This is a genomic window from Leptospira fluminis, from assembly GCF_004771275.1.
Taxonomy (GTDB): domain Bacteria; phylum Spirochaetota; class Leptospiria; order Leptospirales; family Leptospiraceae; genus Leptospira_B; species Leptospira_B fluminis.
The window spans coordinates 699,019-718,176 of record NZ_RQEV01000003.1 but is presented as its reverse complement, the minus strand read 5'-3'; the positions used below and the strand labels follow the sequence as shown (position 1 = coordinate 718,176).

At 46.5% G+C, this 19,158-nt stretch carries 18 protein-coding genes; 7 read left to right on the top strand and 11 right to left on the bottom strand.

What is annotated here, in order from left to right; genetic code table 11:
* Positions 1-818, bottom strand: an 818-nt coding sequence (locus EHO61_RS05230; protein WP_246032011.1) for an alpha/beta fold hydrolase, incomplete at its 3' end; no start/stop codon positions are given.
* Positions 819-1,108: 290 nt separating this feature from the next.
* Between EHO61_RS05230 and EHO61_RS05225 the strand changes: the two genes are divergently transcribed.
* Positions 1,109-2,005, top strand: coding sequence for a hypothetical protein (locus EHO61_RS05225; protein ID WP_135812535.1), 897 nt, complete (start codon positions 1,109-1,111; stop codon positions 2,003-2,005).
* A 235-nt stretch (positions 2,006-2,240) separates the two neighbouring features.
* On the opposite strand, the gene EHO61_RS05220 is transcribed toward EHO61_RS05225, so the two are convergent.
* The gene (locus EHO61_RS05220) at positions 2,241-3,746 is read right to left on the bottom strand and encodes a PLP-dependent transferase (RefSeq protein ID WP_135812534.1); all 1,506 of its coding nucleotides are present in this window, start codon (positions 3,744-3,746) and stop codon (positions 2,241-2,243) included.
* Between the two features lie 65 nt (positions 3,747-3,811).
* Entirely contained in the window at positions 3,812-4,876 is a 1,065-nt protein-coding gene (gene prfA / locus EHO61_RS05215) for a peptide chain release factor 1 (RefSeq protein ID WP_135812533.1), read from the bottom strand.
* 40 nt (positions 4,877-4,916) lie between these two features.
* Between prfA and EHO61_RS05210 the strand changes: the two genes are divergently transcribed.
* The 3 genes from EHO61_RS05210 (at position 4,917) to EHO61_RS05200 (ending at position 7,605) form a co-directional block, all read left to right on the top strand.
* On the top strand, positions 4,917-5,540 hold the full coding sequence (locus EHO61_RS05210) for a hypothetical protein (RefSeq protein WP_135812532.1): 624 nt from the start codon (positions 4,917-4,919) through the stop codon (positions 5,538-5,540).
* Between the two features lie 5 nt (positions 5,541-5,545).
* Positions 5,546-6,670 (top strand): hypothetical protein, encoded by a 1,125-nt coding sequence (locus EHO61_RS05205; RefSeq protein ID WP_135812531.1) that lies wholly within the window; start codon positions 5,546-5,548, stop codon positions 6,668-6,670.
* A 614-nt stretch (positions 6,671-7,284) separates the two neighbouring features.
* On the top strand, positions 7,285-7,605 hold the full coding sequence (locus EHO61_RS05200) for a hypothetical protein (RefSeq protein ID WP_135812530.1): 321 nt from the start codon (positions 7,285-7,287) through the stop codon (positions 7,603-7,605).
* Positions 7,606-7,650: 45 nt separating this feature from the next.
* Here EHO61_RS05200 and EHO61_RS05195 read toward each other — a convergent pair whose 3' ends face one another.
* Genes EHO61_RS05195 through EHO61_RS05170 form a run of 6 tightly spaced genes read right to left on the bottom strand, consistent with a single transcriptional unit; the run spans position 7,651 to position 13,036 of the window.
* Positions 7,651-8,697 (bottom strand): hypothetical protein, encoded by a 1,047-nt coding sequence (locus EHO61_RS05195; RefSeq protein WP_135812529.1) that lies wholly within the window; start codon positions 8,695-8,697, stop codon positions 7,651-7,653.
* Positions 8,694-9,161 carry an NUDIX domain-containing protein gene (locus tag EHO61_RS05190; RefSeq protein ID WP_135812528.1) on the bottom strand — a complete coding sequence of 156 codons (468 nt, stop codon included), beginning with the start codon at positions 9,159-9,161 and terminating at the stop codon, positions 8,694-8,696. The genes EHO61_RS05195 and EHO61_RS05190 overlap by 4 nt, the downstream gene beginning before the upstream one ends.
* A complete protein-coding gene (locus EHO61_RS05185) occupies positions 9,158-10,720 on the bottom strand; it encodes an MDR/zinc-dependent alcohol dehydrogenase-like family protein (protein WP_135812527.1) in 1,563 nt (520 codons plus the stop codon). Before EHO61_RS05185 ends, EHO61_RS05190 begins: the two co-directional genes overlap by 4 nt.
* A complete protein-coding gene (locus EHO61_RS05180) occupies positions 10,721-11,383 on the bottom strand; it encodes a rhomboid family intramembrane serine protease (RefSeq protein WP_135812526.1) in 663 nt (220 codons plus the stop codon).
* Entirely contained in the window at positions 11,380-12,105 is a 726-nt protein-coding gene (locus EHO61_RS05175) for a TetR/AcrR family transcriptional regulator (RefSeq protein WP_135812525.1), read from the bottom strand. The genes EHO61_RS05180 and EHO61_RS05175 overlap by 4 nt, the downstream gene beginning before the upstream one ends.
* 34 nt (positions 12,106-12,139) lie before the next feature.
* Positions 12,140-13,036, bottom strand: coding sequence for a fructosamine kinase family protein (locus tag EHO61_RS05170; RefSeq protein WP_135812524.1), 897 nt, complete (start codon positions 13,034-13,036; stop codon positions 12,140-12,142).
* Positions 13,037-13,153: 117 nt separating this feature from the next.
* On the opposite strand from EHO61_RS05170, the gene EHO61_RS05165 reads away from it, so the two are divergent.
* Together EHO61_RS05165 and purT are read left to right on the top strand one after the other, a co-directional pair.
* Positions 13,154-14,089, top strand: coding sequence for a glycosyl hydrolase family 18 protein (locus EHO61_RS05165; protein WP_135812523.1), 936 nt, complete (start codon positions 13,154-13,156; stop codon positions 14,087-14,089).
* 66 nt (positions 14,090-14,155) lie between these two features.
* Positions 14,156-15,319 carry a formate-dependent phosphoribosylglycinamide formyltransferase gene (gene purT, locus EHO61_RS05160; RefSeq protein WP_135812522.1) on the top strand — a complete coding sequence of 388 codons (1,164 nt, stop codon included), beginning with the start codon at positions 14,156-14,158 and terminating at the stop codon, positions 15,317-15,319.
* Between the two features lie 5 nt (positions 15,320-15,324).
* Here purT and EHO61_RS05155 read toward each other — a convergent pair whose 3' ends face one another.
* Positions 15,325-17,745: a 1-acyl-sn-glycerol-3-phosphate acyltransferase gene (locus EHO61_RS05155; protein WP_135812521.1), complete on the bottom strand. Its 2,421-nt coding sequence runs from the start codon at positions 17,743-17,745 to the stop codon at positions 15,325-15,327.
* Positions 17,746-17,923: 178 nt separating this feature from the next.
* On the opposite strand from EHO61_RS05155, the gene EHO61_RS05150 reads away from it, so the two are divergent.
* Complete coding sequence (locus tag EHO61_RS05150; RefSeq protein WP_135812520.1) at positions 17,924-18,712, top strand: LIC13411 family adhesin; 789 nt, start codon at positions 17,924-17,926, stop codon at positions 18,710-18,712.
* A gap of 50 nt (positions 18,713-18,762) precedes the next feature.
* Here EHO61_RS05150 and EHO61_RS05145 read toward each other — a convergent pair whose 3' ends face one another.
* Positions 18,763-19,128: an LIC13410 family lipoprotein gene (locus tag EHO61_RS05145; protein WP_135812519.1), complete on the bottom strand. Its 366-nt coding sequence runs from the start codon at positions 19,126-19,128 to the stop codon at positions 18,763-18,765.
* Positions 19,129-19,158: the final 30 nt, after the last annotated feature.

Here is a 19,158-nt window from a genome sequence, read left to right as displayed (position 1 = left end):
ACGGTTACTTCGGGAATCTCCTCCATGGGAATATGGCCCGCTCCTTCATAGATTCGGAATGCCGCTCTCGGAAGGCTTTTTTTCCAATTTCCGAAATATTCGTATTTTAGCCATTCATCCTCCGTCCCCCACATTACCATGGTAGGTTGCCGAATTTTATCGATTCCTTCCGAGAGCTCCGGGTTCGTGAATTTTTGGCGAGCCATAACGAAAAAATAATTATAGGCGCTACGGTTTCCCTCCCGCATGGAAAGATCCGCATACCTGTCTTTCAGTTCTTGCGTGACTTTTTTCTTGTCCCCATAAACCTGTTCGACGCTTTTTTCTATCATGAACTTCGGTAAGATGTGCTTTGCGAATGGACTTACCAGAGGATGGCTTGCCAAAGCGATCATAGGCGGTAAAGGTTGGGCATAGCCGACCGAATCGATCAAAACCAACTTTAATACCTTTTCGGGATGTTTCAGCGAGTAATTCCAGGAAATATAACCGCCCATGGAATTTCCGACCAAGTAGAATCGATCAATCTTGAGAGCGTTCAAGAAACGGTCTAGGGTCCGGACACCTTGCGACAATTCAAGACCGTTCAGATCCTTTCCGATTCCAGTCAAACCGTGTCCCGGAAGATCCAGTCGGATCACTCTGTATTTGCTTTTTAATTTTTCCGCCCAAACGTCCCACGTATGCAAGGAGGAGCAGACTCCGTGTAAAAGAACGATTACAGGTCCTTTCCCTTCGTCTCGATAATGCAAATCGACGTCGTCTATCCGGATGAATTTGGAACTTTCGTTCGCGTACTTAGATTTCAGTTCTTCCAAAGGGATGGATCCAATTCCCAAAAATCGGCACGAACCGAAAAAGAGAAGAACCGACAAAAGAAAGTACTTCGATTTAAATATTCTGTTTAGCTTCACTGGATTACCTCATTTCATAAGTTAACCCATCCAATGACAGCCATATCAACCTCCCGAAAAATAAGGGTAAAGCGGATTTCGGTTTTTTTGCCCAAGTTTTGGATAAAGTCAGCGGATTTGCCCAAAAAAAGGATTCTCCCTATTGACAAAAACTGAATGACGTGTCATTCTTATACCATCAGGAGATAAATGAAATGGTTCAAGTGGATGTTTTTTGGTCGTACGGATTGGGGGCCGGGTATGCAGTCGCTGCCGCTCGTCAGATCCGAAAATTGCAATCGGGAGAGGGCGAAAAGGGTAGCCTCCCTTCCGTAAAGAAAAAGGGAAATTCCGTATCCTTTTGGAATAACGAGTATTTCATTACGAATTTATTGTATTTGTCTCTCCTATTCGCTCCTTCCGGCCTGTATCTTGTTTGGCAATTCACTAGTTGGGAGACGATGCACGCGGGAGATAAGGGAATGCCGGGGTGGTTGGTCTGTTTATTCGGCTTTACGAACGTTTCCCAAGGAATTCTAGGTTTTTGGGTGGTTTGGGCCTTGTTAAAGGCGGGCCGGGCGTTCTTGGCCTACTTGCAGGTAGCCATAGGTTATTTCGGAATGTTTTTCATTCTTGTTCACGGCTGGGACGGTACTGGATACAAAAGATTCTTCTCTCCGACTGCGGAATCTTTCCGAAACGACTGGACTTGGTTTACGGCACAAGGTTGGTTCACTTCCGACGTAGCGATCACATTGTATGCAATGGGAGTCATCCTGATTCCGATTCTGATTTGGTCCATGCTGAAGATAGAACAAGAAGGATGGACAACTTCCACTTCTCAGGAATTTCCCGTCTCCTCCAGCCCTTCTCCACTGGGATCGACCGCAGCTTTTCTCGCGACAGTCTTTATCGGATCCTTGGGATTCGCGATCGTTTCAAGCGTCTTAATCCACAGTTTAGGTTGGATCTTGGGAGTTTCAGCTTCGATAGTTTTCATTTACCTTTTCGGTTTAAGCAAGTTCGGACTGTTCCGGTATTTCTATCGGAATGTGATGCAACTCCCGAGCGAAAAGGCTTCCGTAAAGGTAACGATGAAATCAGTGGCTTGATTCCTTTAGTGTAAAAGGAGAAACGATTCATTCGCGGGAGGTGGGAAAAGGAAAGTCCCCACCCTTCTCTGGGCGGGGGCCGGTGCGGTGGTACCCCCTGCCGCCCAACTTTCGCCAAATATCAGTTTTTTCCGATTTTGAAAATCTATTTTTTAAACTGAACTTTGCAGGAGCTCCTGCAAAAAATCAAGCCCGAAGCCTGATACGGATTCCCGCTCTTCTCTCCACTTTAAGATCAATCGCTTAGGGCTTTCTTATATTCCTCAATGAGAAGATCCGGGTTTTCCCTTCCGACGGAAATACGTACCAAACTCGGATCCAAGCCTATTTCCCGCAGGAACGCTCTTCCTTTTTCGGTAGAAACCAATTCATAATGGGCCAAATACATATAAAGCATATTGAGAGTGAATTCGGTTCCAAAGCTGGGCCCTTTCAAAAGCTCTAGAGAATCGTAGAATTTTTCGAGCGGGATCCCCGGTTCTATCGTAATCACTCCGCAATGCAGATCTTTTTCCCGAGCTATTTTGGAGAAATTCTCCCGGTTCTCCTCGGAACCGCTCCAGTGAACGGCTTTGATCTTGGGATGGTTTTGAAAAAACTTCGCTAAAATAAGGGCGTTTCTTCCGATCTCGCGAACTCTTTCTTTATACCCACAAACCTCATACGCCATACGCTCCAGATCCCGAACGTAAGGAGATTCGACGAAAGCCGGACATCGGTCTTTTAAAAAATAAAAATATTCGGATTTCGGATTTAGAAAAACCGCACCCATCATCACGTCCGCATTGCCGCAAGCGAATTTAGTCAAACTCTCTACGATAACGTCCGCATAAGGAGAAAGATCCACGACCGCGGATCCCGCGACGGAAATATCCGCTATCAAAGGAATTCCGTACCGGTCCAACAAATTTTTCAATTTAGGATAATCCGGTACTTGGATCAATGGATTGGTCGGAGATTCGGTAAGAATCGCCGCGACGCGGTTTCCTTCCTTTTCCAAAAATTCTTCCAATTCAGAGAGATCAGCTACCTCGTGAAAAATCCTAGACCCCCGGGAATATTTTTCCAAAATTCGGATATTATCCACATAGAGCCAACCTAGGCGTAACCAAAGGATCTTTCCTTCCTTAGCTCTGGCTTCGTCAAGAGCCTTAAATGTAGCGTAAATTCCGTTCATTCCCGAAGTGGTTAAAAGGATTTCCAGATTCCTACCGGGATATAAATTTCCGAGCTCCTTGCAAACGCTCGCATTCGGATCTTCTTCTTTAAAGGTTTCTTCCGAATATAGGGAATCGATGAGCCCTTTCTTAAATAAATAATCCTCCGCCTTACGTGAAGACACTAGGCAACCGGTATGTTGTATGAAAGATAAAACTTCCAGTTCTTTCTCTTTATTGTCCGGAAAGACCAAGGTAACGATTCCCTCGTCTTCCAGGATCGAAGCGGAAGAAATTCCGAAAAGATCGACGATGTGTTCGGCCGCTTTTTTAGAATTTACGATGAACTGAGGACCTTCGATCCCCTTCCTTTCCCGATTATAATCTAGGATTTTTTCCACATATGCGTGAGCGATAAAGCGAGGGTAACCCGCTTTCAAACGGGAAAGGGTTTCCACACGCTTTTCCTCATATCCGACCACGTCGGCTACGAGCGGCAAACTCATGGACACCGCGTGTACATTGGAGAATGGGATTCTTTCGCCGCACACGCGTCGAAACGGTTCTTGCACTTCTTTCAGCATAATCCGTCTACCATCGCAATCTCAGAGTAGGAAACTTCAACCAGGAAAAGCACTTAAGTCGAAGTTTAATGCGTCTGCGCTTCGGCCAACCGTTTGACTCTGTCTTCTTCCGTGAGCGCCCCGATCAAATCGTCCAGATCGCCTTCCATAATCGCGGACAGATTGTGACTGGTAAAACCGATACGATGATCGGTGCAGCGACCTTGCGGGAAATTATAGGTCCTAATTCTTTCCGAACGGTCCCCCGTACCAACCATCTGTTTTTTGAGGGCGTCTGCGGCGGCTTTTTTCTCTTCCGCCTGCTTTTCCAAAATACGAGCGCTCAAAATACGCATCGCTTTGGCCTTGTTTTTATGTTGCGACTTCTCATCCTGACAAGCCACCACGACCCCGGTAGGAATATGAGTGATCCGGACCGCCGAGTCCGTCGTATTTACGTGCTGTCCGCCGGATCCCGAAGAACGATAAACGTCCACGCGCAGATCGTTTTCGTTTATATTCACTTCCGATTCCTCGGCCTCCGGTAGAACCGCGACAGTTACCGCGCTGGTGTGAATCCTGCCCCCGGATTCGGTCGCCGGAATCCTCTGGACCCGATGAGTCCCCGCCTCATATTTAAATAGATCGTAAGCTTTGTCGTTTTCCAAAGCGAAAACGATTTCCTTTAATCCGCCGATTCCCGTCGGAGAAGAATCTATGATTTCGTGTTTGATTCCTTGTTTATCCGCGAATTTCGTATACATGCGGAACAAGTCGGCGACGAAAAGTCCGGCCTCGTCTCCGCCGGTTCCCGCTCGGATCTCCACTAAAATATTCTTTCCGGAGTTCGGATCGGGTGGGAGGAGCAGAATTTCCAATTCTTTTTCCAAGGACGCGATCCGGTCCGAAGCGGAATTTCTTTCTTCCTCGTACATGGACCGCATTTCGCCGTCCTTTTCCGTTTTCAGAAGTTCTTCCGCTTCCTTTTTATCTTGGGTTAGTCTTTTATATTCGGAGATTTTTTCGAATAATGGCGTGAGACGGGACCGTTCCTTGTAAAGACGCTTTAATTCCTCGGGTTGGGACGCCGTAGTAAGTTCGTCCGAGATTTTCAGGTATTTTTGTTGTATTTTTTCTAGTCTATCTAACATAGAAACAGTATCTCATTGCCTTAGTACTTCACTCCCTTCCATGGAAAACTACAATTCAATTCTTTCCGAGGTTTCCGAAAGGATCCTTTCCCTGCTTACAGGTTTGAACTCCTACAGAAGCCCGTACGCGAAAACGATAGGAGAACCTTCCGATTTTATCGACGGGCTGACCCAAAAAGCCTCCATCCAATCCGCTTTGGCGAGCGGGGCTCTTTCCTTACCCACCGGCGCTTTCGGCGCCATAACTTTGGCTCCCGAGACTTTTTTGGTCCTTCGAATCCAAGGAAAACTGATAAAGGATATCGCCGCTTTGTACGGTAAGGAATCCCAAGTTACGGAAGAGCTAATGGCCTATTGCCTTTTTAACGACAGGACGTCCATTTTCAGGAATATCCTCCGGGAAGTCGGGTCCCGTATTTTGATCCGGCCGGCTACCTGGGAACTGATGAGACAAGGAATTCTTAGGGTCGCCAAATCCTTACGAAATTCTTCCTCCTCCGGAGGCAAGAAACGCGGTATTTGGATTTCTTTACTAGGATCCGCACTTTCAGGCGGACTCTCCTATTCGGAAACGAAAAAAGTCGCGCATAGAGCCCAGTCGGTATTTTCTAAAGAAATCGTTTCCGTTCCCTCGGACGAACCTTGGGTGGAAGAAACGGCCTAATCTGCATGAACAAATTAGAAATTTTGCGTAGAGTCTGCGGACTTTTTCTGATCATCCTCTTTTTTCTTGGGAATTGCAAAAGCAAACAGGAAAGTCTGATCGAAGAAATCCAGGAGTTGATCGAAGAGGAAAAATACGAAAAAGGGACGGAACTCCTAAAGAATTATCTTTCCCATCCTAGATCGGATGCGGAAATCCTTTCAAAGGAAAAACCCGAATCCCCTCGAATCGTGGAGCTTTCTTCCGACCGAAAACGACTCGTCTTCGTAGAGGACAATAAACTAACGATTCGAGACTTGAACGAAGGCGGCGGTTCCGAAAGCAGAAAATTGGATGAAATTCCCGCATCCGTCGCCGTTTCCGTCAAAGCGAATTTTGCACTTTCGGAATATCCGATGGCAAGCGGCTGTCGCCTATTGGCCCTTTCCTTAAAAGACGAATCCTTACAGTACGAATCCGGCGCCCAAATCTCCTGTAGAAACCGGGGAGGCATCTCGGACGACGGCTCCAAGATTTTTTACTTCGTGGACAACCAATTGTACGAAGAGAAGACGGTCGAACCTAGAACTCCAAAACTCGTACTGGGTAAGGAAAAAATAGCTCCCCCTTTCCCGAATCTGAAATCGAGATTTTATCTCTATCCGATCGGAAAGGACTTCCTATTGTTTTCGGGAAACGCCGGTTCTTATACCTTGTATTATTTCCAACCGGACAAAAAGATCGCGGACAAGATAGACCAGGAAGTCATCAGCCCCCAGCTTTATTACGGTCCTGACAACTCTGCGTTTTATCTGGGCGGAACCATAGGACGGCTCCACCTTCGCAGAGTCCAATACGGAAAAGGAAAACCGACGATTTCCAAATTATTTACGGTAAGCAGAAAGGAAATCAATCCTTGGAAACTTTCCGCAAAGAATGAATTTCTTTCAAATTATTCCGGCAAAGTACATCTTTGGGGACCGATGAGGAAAAGCCAAATTCTTCCTTTATTATGCGAACGGACCTGGGTGGTTCATCCCGAGCGAGTCCTGTGTGAGACCGAATCGGGGAGTCTTTACTTAACCGGTTTGGAATTTCCGGACAACGATTGGACCTTGATGAAGTTGTACGAAGAAGTTCGGAGTAAGTAAGAACGGTTCCGTTTTTCGTCACCCCTGTGCGAAGGACGACGCTCTTTTTCTAAGGATGTCAGAACTTTCTCCGGTCAGGCCGATTTTTACTTTTAAAGAAAGCCTTCGTTTATATTTCCATACTTCCGCCCCGAAATAATATCTTTCCTTTCTTGACAAAACCGAATTGAATCTCGTTTATTATGCGAAGTGAGAACCTATAAACTTCTATTTCAAAGCAGCGCTCCGATTTCAAATATCTCGGTCTCCCTTTGTTACGAATGTAAAAAAGAGGATTTCCTGGAAGTGTTAAATAAATATTGCCCTTACGATAAGAGGATAGTATACTTCGTGCGCTGCGGCGGATGCGGTCGAGCAACAGGATATTTTTCTAATTTAGAAGATGCAGTCAGGAAATGGCGCGGCATGCAATCCTAAATTAGTTGTTTGTAAAACGTTTGTAACAGATTTCAGACGCTGTCAACAAACTAGATTGCGTTATAGTAAAAATCAAAAATCTTACTGTTAAACGACATCGATCAAGCCATAGACGAACGCATTCCAAGCACTATAGATTCTATGCCGCTTCGCAATACACTACGACCGCGACGCAATCGCATTCGATGGAGGGAAAAATGGAAATTCAACTGGTCTATGAAACGACTTGTCCGAACAAAGAAACTACCAAAAGGCTAATAGAAAATATCTTACTCACGCACGGAATTCTCACGGATATCATCGAGATAGATAAGGACGATCCAAATGCTCCGAATTTCGCAAAAAACCTCTCGTCCCCAACGATCCTAATAGACGGAAAGGATATCGAAGAAGGCACCGAAGGTCCCGGAGGCAATTCCTGCAGGCTTTACAAAAACGAATCCGGAAAACTTTCCGGAATTCCTCCGAGGCATTTATTGGAAAACGCAATCCTGGAAGCGAACCGCAAAATCCATTGATCGAAAAGAAACTGTTTCGATCGTTAAAAGAAAATAATTCTAAAATTATAAATATAGGTTCAACAATGCGGGTCCTTTCGGACCTTCCTTAGGCTCTAGATTTCCGTATCTAGTCTTGATAAAGCTCGCTCCGGAAAATGTTTCCTTCCAAATCGATCCGGAAAATAAAACCTGACCGCTAGATTCGAATCCCGCTTTGGAAAACCAATCCCGAACCTGACCGTCTCCTTCCTGAGCTCCAAAAACGACCCACCTGGAAACGAAAGTCTTTTTGACCGCATCTTCCGTTTCGGGAATCCGGATCCCATTTCCGAAAAGAATTCCTACTTTCGCAAAAGGTGGAGAAGCGACCCATAACTCTTCTTGAACGGAGTCGGCTCCGGCAACCAATTCGGAAGAGACGGAACCTGCTCTCACTTTCTTTCGCGGAGTCGAAGCGGCGTAGATTTTTCCATCGGGTCCGAACAAGAATCCGCGCTCCTCCCAGTTTCCCGGATGGATCTCTAACCCTTTCTCGGTCATTTTCGGTCCGGGCAAAGCGATCGTTCCCGCTAGAATGTGGACTCCATACAATTTAGAGAGTTCGGAAAAAATCCTTTCGTAAGCTTCTTCGGATTTTTTTGCGATTTTAAATCGAGTCTCTTCTTCGGAAAAGACGGCGACACCAACCCGAAAAGGGGACAACCTGGAAAACCGCAAAGAAGAATTCCAGGCCTCGATTTCATTTTCTGTGGTAAAGATTTCCTTTCTCTGGTTTAACAAAAAAAGGTAATTTCCGATTTCTGCAGGATAGACCACTAAAGTAGTCTTGTCCAGCCAACCTTTCTCTTTCGCTAAAAGAAGCGGTTTTTCCAGCCAAGAGCGAAATCTATCCTCTCTCGAATAATATTTGGGATCGAATTCTAGTTGAACGAGCAATAAATTGCCAGCCCTGCGATTGTATCCGGAAGACTCCGCTCGAATTTCCCGCTTTCCGTCCAAGGGAGAAAATTCCTCCTCCGAAATCTCAGTTCCGGAAAGAATCCAACCTACGATTAAAAATATTGGAATTAAAAAAATGGATAAAATGGCGTTTTTCCAAAATGGACTCACAGAATCCGTCCTCCTTCGAGAAAATTTTTATCCTTCAAAAGAGGGAGGAAATCCTTTTGGTAGAGAAGCATCGCATCCAACATGTATTCATAAAATAGCCCTCTCGGATCATAGGTTTCCGCGTTTACCCACGCGATATAATCGTGTTCATCGGAGAGAACGATTTCTCCTTCCAAAAATTCAGCATGATAGGCAAGAATAATACACGGATGATTCCCCTCGCTTACGCGGTGTTTATGGACGAAGATCGGATTAGGACGGATCCGAAGTTTGCAGGACGTTCCCATTTCTTCCTTCAGTTCCCGAGAAAGACTGTCCAGCCAATCGCCGTAAAATTCGTCCTCATTCATTCTACCGCCGGGTAAATCGCCGAACCCGGACTTACGATCTCGTAAGACCAACAGTTCGGCTCCCCTTCTTAAAAATACTTTTTGGGTAATCTGAAAGAAACCGTGACGGGTCAAAAATTTTCCCTCCTGGAAGAACTAGGGTTAGTCGGTCCGTACGAACCGTGCCTGACAACCACTTTTATGGAATCCGGTTTTCTGGCCTCGACGTAAGCCTCAGGAACTTCCTCCCCGGAAAATTCGGCGGCAATCAAAAGCCGGGACAATCCCATCAAAAATCCTGGTTGAGAATCCAGAGCGGAAAGAGTTCTTCGAAAATCTCCGCATCGACTGGATTGCAAATTTCCTCCGTTTCCGATCCAATCCATGAACCGGTCCTGCGTTTCGTTCATTCTCGGAACAAGAATCGATCCTCTCGGTCGAAGAAGAGACGGACCATCCGCTTTACCCGGACGAATCACGGAGTCTATGGCCGAGAGAGAAGAGACAATGGCAAAATCGAAACGTCCTAGATCTCCGGTAAATTCGGGAGAAGCCGAGAAATTGGTCGCAGCAGTCAAGGAGCCGGAAAAAAAACGGATCCCTTTTTCTCGTGCCTTCGCAAGTAAGAGTTCTTCTGCGGAAGATAAAATCACCTTTTCCTCCAAAAACACCCAAACCTGCCTGTCCGAAGGTCGGATCCCCCAGCAAAGATTCCAAAAATCCTCCCGTAACGGCGCTATCGTAAGTTCGTCTACCACCAGTTCCGTTAGATTTTTGATTCCTAAGGAAGCCTGACCGTTCGTCGTTTTTCGATGAATCGCCATAGGAGTCAGTTCCATCGAAACTTCCAGCCCCCTAACGGCTCCCGTGGTGTCGAATACCAGGTCGAATTCGTTTTTCAAGTCCATCCAACGCAGAGACTCGGAGATTCCTTTTTTCAGGAATTTTTTTCCCGACAAATCTGGAGAAGTTCCGGAATCAAGTCCGTCAAAAACGAAAACTTCGTCCGCTCCCGCACTGAAAGAAATGTCTTTTAACGCTTCTCGTTTAACGACGGACGAGATGCTGAAATCCGATCCATGGTTGCGACGATACAAGTCCAAAGCCCCAATAAGCAAAGAACCCAATCTCCTTGGGCCTAGTACGGCAATTCGTTTCGGATTCGAACCGAGGCGTTGCAAAGAAGTTTCAACGGCATGGAAAGAAGCGGAAAAAGGTTCCAGAAGAACCGCTTCCGAATCGGACAAGGATCCGATTTCCACCATAGTACCGATCGGAGCGAGTACGTAAGGTCCGAATCCTCCGAGCAATCGATCGATTCCGAGAACTTGCCGGTCAGGGCTATGGGTAAAGAGTCCGCGTCGGGCGAAAATATCCGGACCTTCCCCGCGAGCGGTCGCTGTGTCGTTGATTTCCAATGCGAATTTTTTCCCCGTTTCGGGATCCGATGCGATCACCTCGTGACCGATCACTTGCGGAAGAGGAAATGGAAGAAACCGTCGATCCAAATCCGTCGAACAGACGCCGCACAATTCCGTTTTGAGAAGGCGATATCCTTTTCCTAGAGTCAGATAGGATTCTCCGTTTCTTAGAATCTCCCAACCGTCCCGTTCCGAACCTTCGACTCTATACGTGGATCGGGTAAACGTGTCGTCCCGATGATAATCGAAGGCGGAAAATTCCAAAAATTCCAATCAACGTCCTCCGACAAAAAAACCCAATATAAGCAGTAGAATCACGAACACAAGATTCAGAATGAATCCGGTATGTAACTGTTTTCGTTCCTTATGATTCAGGAAGTAAGCGGCAAAGACGACCGAAAGAAATCCTCCCAAATGAGCCCAATGTGCCACTTGATCCCTGGCAAATAAATTCGTGATATCCGAGTATACCATGACCCATGCCAAGGCGAAAACGGGAAAGGGATAGTTACGCTTTCGAATTCGAATCGAGAACGGAGACAAAAGCGCCGCCACCGCCGCCAAACCCGAGATCGCTCCCGAAGCTCCGACCGCGGGGCCGGAATCGTCCAAGAACAATCCCCTCACCAGAGAATCCAGGAAACCCGAAATAAAGGCGCCCATAAAAAAGAAAAGCAGCCACTTTCCGATTCCGACCTTGTATTCCACAATACGACCTAAAAAAAATAAAAACAGCATATTCCAAAACAGATGAGTGGCATCGGCGTGCAAAAAAGCCATGCCGATCCATTTCCAAGGATAGAACTCGCCCGGACGGCTGATAAAAAAATCCTCCAAAATTTCGCGAGGTACGAAGGCGTTTAAAACGATTTGAGAAATCGAAATGAGAAGAACAAAGGAGGCGGTTAAAGGAAATTCGAATAAAAAGGCCCTCACTTCTTACCCTCATTTATAAAGTGGTTCAAGTACGCTTTCAACATCACCTTCAATTCCCGTAACATTCTCTCGGCAAGTGTTCGATCGTTTTTTTCCCTAAGCCAACGGGACAAAACCGAATCCGTCACTTCCACGATGATCCGGGAAATGATTTCGCCTTCCGGATTGTCCTTCATTCCGGGAACGATTTTCGAAAACAGATCCGAAACATTGGTCGCGATAAAACGGTTGTTTTCCCGATCGATCTCCTCCAACTCTGGATCCAATTTAATATTCGACCAAAGAGGTACAAACCCGGGTTCCGTAAGATATAGATGTGCAAATGCGTCGATCACCTTGTCTATCAATTCCGGCCAACCCTTCTCATCCACTTTCACGGTGAGAAAACCGATAAACATCTCGTTGACACGTTCCAGATGTCTTTTTCCGACAGCGTTCAGGATGGCATGTTTGTTCGGAAAATATTGGTACAAGGAGCCGATAGGAATCCCGGCTTTCTGCGCGATCAGATTCGTCGTGATCGCTTCGGCTCCAACTTCGTCCAATAACGAAGCTACAATATCCAAAATATATTGAACTCGCTGGATTGCTCTTTTTTGGGAAGGAGCTTTTCTAGGTTCCAACCCTAATGGTTTAGACTTGGGAGAAGGTTCCGCGGATTTTCCGTTTTTTACTACTTTGGCCAACCGGGTCTTCTCCGAAAAACGATCTCTTCTTCCCATAGACAGGTACAGGATGAATCCTTCAAGAAAACTATTAATTTGCCCCGTAGTAACGAAGAATATGTCGGAGACTCGTTAAGTAAGAAGCTCCGAAAAGATTTATATGGACTAGAATGGGATAGATTTGCCAGAACTGAATTCGATCCTTAAGATTTCCCGGATCGTCCAAACCCGATGTGGATAAGATGTCCTGCATCTCTTCCAAATTCAAAGGACTACCGAAAAGTTGAAGCATGGCCAGATCCTGTTCCGGATGAGAATACGAGACCGAGGGATCGATCAGATAGGCATGTCCGTTTTTTCCCTGCAAAATATTTCCGGACCAAAGATCTCCGTGAATCAATCTAGGTTGAACCCTGTTAAATCCCCATTCGATCGAGAATTTTTCAAAAACGTTACGAACGGACTGAATGTCTTTTTCGGTGAGAAGTTTCCTACCCTGCGCCAGGTCGAGTTGCGGCTTTAAACGGACCTGCCAAAAGAATTCGTCGAAGTTGGAAAACCAGCCGTTTTTCTGCGGAAGAGATCCGACGAAATTATCCCGCTTCCATCCCCAGGAACCGAATTCCCTACGATAGAGGTTCTTTAAGCTTGCGATCAGATCTTCTCGAAATCCGGCTCCGGAACCGATTTCTACGAATTCCATAGCCAATAAGGAAACCTTTCCCAGGTCCACCGTCCCGAAACACTCCGGCACCCGAACTCCTAGACGACAAAGCTGTTCCAGGCCTTCCGCTTCCGTTTCCGCCATTTCCTTTTTAGGAATGACTTTGACGGCCACTCTAGATCCGTCCCGAAAACTTACGGAATAGAGCTCGAAAAGACTGGAAGAATGAAAGGCCACTTCCACCTTTTTAGAAGGGGAAAGCAGGCCCAGTCTTTCCAATCCGTCTCGGATCAACTCCTCATTACGAATATTCGTGAGAGCCATCGGTTCGTATCCTTCCCGATTCGTTCATTCGGGTCCCTCTAATTAAAATCGGAGGACGAACAATCAGGATTGAAGAAAAATCCCGAATAGGTTTCCTTAATATTACAGGACGAAGAAATGAGACGCTTTTCTTTTACTTATGTGCGCATATTTCTCACCTTCCTTTTTTTTCTATGTCCCCTGGCCGCAAAATCTTACCCGCATGTATGGTACTATGCGATCGGTGACGACCTGAAAAAGAACGATTTTGATTGGCAGAGTAGATTTCAGGAAAATGTAACAATCTGCTTTACAGGAGGGAAGGTCGAAAAAGACGGAAAGATAACTTGGATCGAAATACCTGCGTCTAGATTAAACTCCGGAATCGCGAAAGGGGTGTGGTGGATCCCTTTGTTTACTTTTTCCTCTAAAACCGCGGGAATTCATCTTTTAAAATCGGAAAACCGGAGAAAGGCATTTCTCGAAAACCTACTTGGCTTTTTGAAGAAGTACCCGAAATACTCCGGGATTCACTTGGATCTGGAAGGATTGCCGCCCTCTTCCGCGGATGATTTCAGAATCCTACTCGAAGAGTTTCTTCCTGCTTTTCGCAAGGAAAACAAAAAACTTACGATTGCTCTCTTTCCTCAGATAGGGTTTTCCCACGAACCTTCGGGATTTCATTCGGAAATATCCCGGATCAATTCGGTTGACGAGGTGGTTTTAATGTCCTACGACTTGCATTCTCCGAAAACGAAACCGGGACCGGTAACGGGGTTGTCTTGGACCAAGGAGAATTTAACGTTCTTGCTTAAGAGCTATTCCCCGGCACAGATTTGGCTCGGGATCCCGCTCTACGGTTATTCCTGGAAGACGAATCGGAAAAAGCCGGACATCATCACTCGAAATTCCTCTACCCGTAAAATGACGGAGTTCGGCCGGAAGCAAGACGGAATTCACGTTCTCGAAAACGGATCCGAGATTTCCAGCCTGATCGTTGATGAAACGGACTGGACTATACTCGTCCGCGAATTCGGAATTCGAGGGCTGGCGTACTGGCGTTTGGGTTTTTAATTCTTTGCTGCGAGGCGGTTTTTTCTTCCCATCTTCCCTACCCCCCGGAAATCCTTTCCTCAAACTATGAAAAAGAAAATACTTCTTCTCGGTTCCGGCGAACTCGGAAAGGAATTCGCAATAGCAGCTCAAAGGTTAGGCCAACACATCGTCGCAGTGGACAGTTATGACAATGCACCCGCCATGCAAGTGTCCCATGAAAGGGAGATTATAGACATGTTGGACGGAACCGCCCTGGACAGGATCGTAGAGAAGCACAATCCGGATATCATCGTCCCTGAAATAGAAGCCATACGTACGGAACGATTTTATGATTACGAAAAAAAAGGAATCCATGTAGTTCCCAGCGCGAAGGCCGCTAATTTTACGATGAACCGAAAATCGATTCGGGACCTGGCAGCAGGAACGCTGGGCTTAAAAACGGCTAAGTTCTCTTACGCATCCAGTTTAGAGGAACTCAAGCAAGCGACGAAAACGCTCGGTATTCCTTGTGTAGTTAAACCTCTGATGTCCTCTTCCGGAAAGGGTCAATCCATAATCTGGACCGAAGGCGAGATAGAATCCGCATGGGTCGCCTCGCAGACGAAAGGAAGGACCGGAGCCTCGGAAATCATCGTTGAGGAATTCATACGCTTCGAGTCCGAAATTACCCTTCTCACGGTCACCCAAAAATCCGGCAAAACTCTCTTTTGTCCTCCTATCGGTCACCGCCAAGAACGCGGAGATTACCAGGAAAGCTGGCAACCTGCCGAGGTTTCGGATCGACAACTCAAAATCGCCCAGGAAATGTCCGCCAAAGTCACGAAGGAACTTGGAGGTTCCGGAATTTGGGGAGTGGAATTCTTTTTGACCAAGGACGATGTATACTTTTCCGAACTTTCTCCGAGACCTCACGATACCGGAATGGTTACTCTTGCCGGAACCCAGAATTTCAACGAATTCGAACTGCATTTGCGCGCAGTGTTGGGACTTCCGATTCCGGAGATCATCCTGGTTCGCAGAGGTGCAAGCGCCGTGGTTCTTTCGGAATCGGACGGAAAAATTCCGATCGTAAGCGGCCTGGACATAGTCTCGGAAATGCCCGAGTCCGATCTGAGAATCTTCGGGAAACCGACCACAAGAAAGTATAGAAGAATGGGAGTAGCCCTATCGTATTCGAGCAAGGAGGAGTCGCTATCTTCTCTCCGAAAAAGAGCTACCCTGATCGCTTCCAAAATCAAGGTGGATTAAGAAACTTACGTAGGATCAGGCACCATATTTCCGTAATATTCCAACAGTGCCGCTTCCTCGGTTTTGACGATATCATTCTCTATGGAAATGAATCCGCGGGACTTCAGTACTTTCGTTCCGCGGCTCACGATCTCGTCCACTTCTCTGGTTAAGTAATTCCCTTTTCTAGAAAGAATGACTTCCGATACGAGAGAACTTAGGTCCGGGATCGCGACTTCTCCGCCTTCTTGGACGATCAACTTTGCGATCAATTGGTTCGGCAGAATACGATGATGTGCCTGCCAGGATCGAGTGATTTCAAGCGATATAGACAGGGTCGGATCGTCCTCGTGGATGTACCTGGAGACCGGAATCGGCTCGCAAAGGTCCATGTATACCTCCGTCCTCTTAAAAAGAAAATCCTTAAAGGAAAGACGTTCTTCGCTCCCTGCAAATTCAGTATCTTCCGGCACGTTCTCGTAGGAAAGGACGATGGGAACCACGATCACTTCGCTCCCGGTCCTCTTAAACGCGTCTACCGAAGTGGAAAGAATTCCCGTTTTGATCGGGATGATTCCTCCCGTCCTGGATCTCGTGCCTTCGGGATAAACGAGGGTGGGAATCCCCGCCTCCAGCATCATGGTCGAATATTGGGTAAGACAATCCAGATAAAGAAGATTTCGATTTCTCTTTCTATCCACCATGTACGCTCCTAGAGATTTAAGCACGCGCGCCAAACCGGGCGTACCCATGACCTTTTTATCGGCCGCGTATCTAGGAACGGGCAAGCCCAACCATCTTAATCCGAACGCGACTTCGATGGAATCCAAATGGGAACGATGAGTCGGAGTATATAGAATATCGTAGCGAGACGCGAGGGATTTCACCTCTTTGACGCAGCCTCCGATTTTAGGCAAACCGCCTCCCGGTTTAAATCCGCCGATCGCGAATCTCGTAGGCGCCACTAGATGAATCAAGGATTCTCGAAAGAAAGGTCTGTAATCGTCCGCGATTTCGGACACGTAAAATTCCACGATTTTTTCGAGGTCGCGCACATTTCTAGTTCCATACGCCTGGTCCGCTTCCTTCCAAAGTTGAATTTCTTTAGGAAGCAAAGCAAGGTCCGTTGCGGATTTGGTTTCCACGGCTTCTTCGTACCTTTTTTCCAAGGACTTTATCTGCAACCCCGCCTGCTTTAAAATACGATCCGCCATCCCCGGTTGCGAATTGATATGCCTCAGAATCCTGCGTCTTAGCGCGGATTGGAATTCCTTTCCGGACGCCAGAGATAATCCCGAACGCTTGGCGGCGAATTTAGAGATGGTCCGAATCTCATCGCTTGTGGATTTGGAAACGAAACGGATGATCTGCGTCGGAGATACTTTTCTGGTCAGAATTTCGAATAAAGTGGTGAATAACGGCAAAGAGAGATCTTTTTCCTGAGCCAAATCTAGAATCGTGGAAAGAGCGTAAGCACCCTCCACATGCGATTCGCTCTGGCTCATCTCCCTTTGGATGAATTCCTTCGGATTAAAGAATAATTCCAACCGTTCGAGTAGATTCGGTTCCTCCTCTCCCGAAATCAGTTTCCGGACGAATCTTTGCCCGTAAGCACGGTTCCTACTAACGCGGGAAGTAGACGTGGAAATCAGATCCGCAAGTCCAAACTCCATTGCGGATTGAGTCGATAACTCCATGGATCTCAGTAGGTCCAAAATTTCGGAAAAACCGAGGCGAATCAATTCTCCTTCGAAATTACTTCCGCATTCCGGAATACCGCTAGCGATACCGCAGGCGATCGCAACGGGATTCTTGAGGACTCCGACGACTTCGAGAGCTCGTATGTCTTCGTAAGTCTTGGTGTGATTTCGCCCGCCCGAAAAAAGATCCTCCACAATGGAGGAGGCTTTTTTTCCCGTAGAAGCCACCGAAAAAAAACTGTGTTGGTTTTTAATCATCTCCGTTAAAAGATTCGGTCCTGCCACTGCGGCGTACTCTATATCCGGCTTTCCGATCTTTTCCTTCACATGAGTGACGTAATCGGAAAAAGTCACGCTTCCCGTCTTTCTTCTGGTGGAAGAGGAAACAAGGCCCTTGGTAAAAGATAATATGACGTGATTTTCGGATACGGAAAGAGAGGAACAAATACGATCGATGACGTTTTCCTGTAACCTAGACGGAACAGCCGAGATGATGATCCAATGACCTTCTGTTAGGAAATCCGTATCATAGACAGGCGTTACGTTTTCGGGAAGAGGTACGTTCTCGTCCAAAAGTTCTACGGAGCGATCCTTCTGAATCCGCTCGACCTTTTTTCTATCTCCGTACCATAAGAAGACGCGATCCGCCTTGGAGGAAACCATCGTGGACAGTTGGACACCCATGGGTCCTCCCCCGAAAATCGCCACGTTCGGATAACGGATCTCCAAAATTTCTTCATCGTTCATCTAATATTTCCGTAATTTCTCTTTCTGACGAAATGCATAGTTTCCCTCCCGAGTGAAACAAGAAAACCAATAAATCGATTCCGAGTTTTCAGGTTGCCTTTCCGGACTCTCCGCCGAGTTTAGTTAGAAAATCGAAGTCGAAAAAAAGAAGATCGCTTTTCTTTCGACATTTCCTTCCATGCGAATCCTAGTTAGATTGATTCCGACATTCATTTGCGCGCTTCTTTTCACGGATTGTGCCACATATTGGTCGCATAGAAAGAATGATTTGCAGGACGTATTCACTTTCGGAGTGGAAAATCCCGGCTATGGCGTAGGAGTCAGATTGGGTCCCTTGGCGGGAGGTTTCGTTTTTCAAGGCGGCGAGAGTGCCCCGGGAAAAAGGGACTTGGGAATCGGCTACGGACTCCGAGGAGGAAATTTCGGAAGCTATCGTTCCCAACAGCTCATCTTCGGGATTTTAGGAAGCGATAAATTCCACTCTCTCCCGTCAAAAAATCCCACCGTAACGGGATCGCCTTCCGACGCGAATCCAAGCGGAAAAACGGATTCCGGCTCGGGAGAAAATTCCGGATTACTTTTTCCGGAATTGCCCGACGCCGAAAACCCAGAAGGCACGGACTCCGAAATGGATACCTTGGAAGAGCGCCAAAAAGCTAAAAGTTACACGCTTCGTTATTTGCAATTTTATAATATACCTATAGACGAAAGAAGGAGAAAAAAGAAAGAGGCCTTCTTTAGAAAATACGTCCAGAGTTTGGATCCGGATAAAAAAAACGACGCCCTGCAGGCATACCTGGCCCAAAACCCCGAAAACAAGGACGATTATCCTTTGGCGTTTTTATACCAAATCGAAGTATATTTGGGCGTTCGCTACGGAGTAAGAATCGGTTTTAATGTGGCGGAATTTTTGGATTTTATCCTGGGCTTTACCGGGCTGGATCTTTTAGAGGACGATATAGAATAAAAAAAGCCGCGGAACACGGCTCTTTTATCATTCGAAATCTCAAGGAAATATCAAAGTTTATATTCGTATTTCGTAATTACGCCTTTTTTATCCACGACCACCCGAATGAATTTCGTATCGGGAGAAATCTTAGAAGGTTTATCGGCGAGAGTCTTATAGGAGTTCTTTTGATAAGTTGTGGATTCGAGATACCATTCCAATAAGGAACCGTCCTGGGTGTTTTCCTCCACTGTGGGAGTTCCCAATAAGGCTTCGGCTTTCAGCCTCTTATCCCCTTGTTTGATCATATTCGCTTCCACAACTCGAATATCCGAATTCGGTTGGTAAGCCGGCTCACTCTTCTTCTCTTCCGAAGAACAAGTTCCCAAAAATAAAGTCGCAGAAACCAATAGGATCGCAGAAAAAATTTTTTTCATCCCTCACTCCTTTTTATGCCATCTTCTGAG

Coding starts and splice junctions, on each gene's coding strand:
- EHO61_RS05225 (WP_135812535.1), top strand. CDS start 1,109: ATGGTTCAAGTGGATGTTTTTTGGTCGTACGGATTGGGGGCCGGGTAT.
- EHO61_RS05220 (WP_135812534.1), bottom strand. CDS start 3,746: ATGCTGAAAGAAGTGCAAGAACCGTTTCGACGCGTGTGCGGCGAAAGA.
- prfA (WP_135812533.1), bottom strand. CDS start 4,876: ATGTTAGATAGACTAGAAAAAATACAACAAAAATACCTGAAAATCTCG.
- EHO61_RS05210 (WP_135812532.1), top strand. CDS start 4,917: ATGGAAAACTACAATTCAATTCTTTCCGAGGTTTCCGAAAGGATCCTT.
- EHO61_RS05205 (WP_135812531.1), top strand. CDS start 5,546: ATGAACAAATTAGAAATTTTGCGTAGAGTCTGCGGACTTTTTCTGATC.
- EHO61_RS05200 (WP_135812530.1), top strand. CDS start 7,285: ATGGAAATTCAACTGGTCTATGAAACGACTTGTCCGAACAAAGAAACT.
- EHO61_RS05175 (WP_135812525.1), bottom strand. CDS start 12,105: ATGGGAAGAAGAGATCGTTTTTCGGAGAAGACCCGGTTGGCCAAAGTA.
- EHO61_RS05170 (WP_135812524.1), bottom strand. CDS start 13,036: ATGGCTCTCACGAATATTCGTAATGAGGAGTTGATCCGAGACGGATTG.
- EHO61_RS05165 (WP_135812523.1), top strand. CDS start 13,154: ATGAGACGCTTTTCTTTTACTTATGTGCGCATATTTCTCACCTTCCTT.
- purT (WP_135812522.1), top strand. CDS start 14,156: ATGAAAAAGAAAATACTTCTTCTCGGTTCCGGCGAACTCGGAAAGGAA.
- EHO61_RS05155 (WP_135812521.1), bottom strand. CDS start 17,745: ATGAACGATGAAGAAATTTTGGAGATCCGTTATCCGAACGTGGCGATT.
- EHO61_RS05150 (WP_135812520.1), top strand. CDS start 17,924: ATGCGAATCCTAGTTAGATTGATTCCGACATTCATTTGCGCGCTTCTT.
- EHO61_RS05145 (WP_135812519.1), bottom strand. CDS start 19,128: ATGAAAAAAATTTTTTCTGCGATCCTATTGGTTTCTGCGACTTTATTT.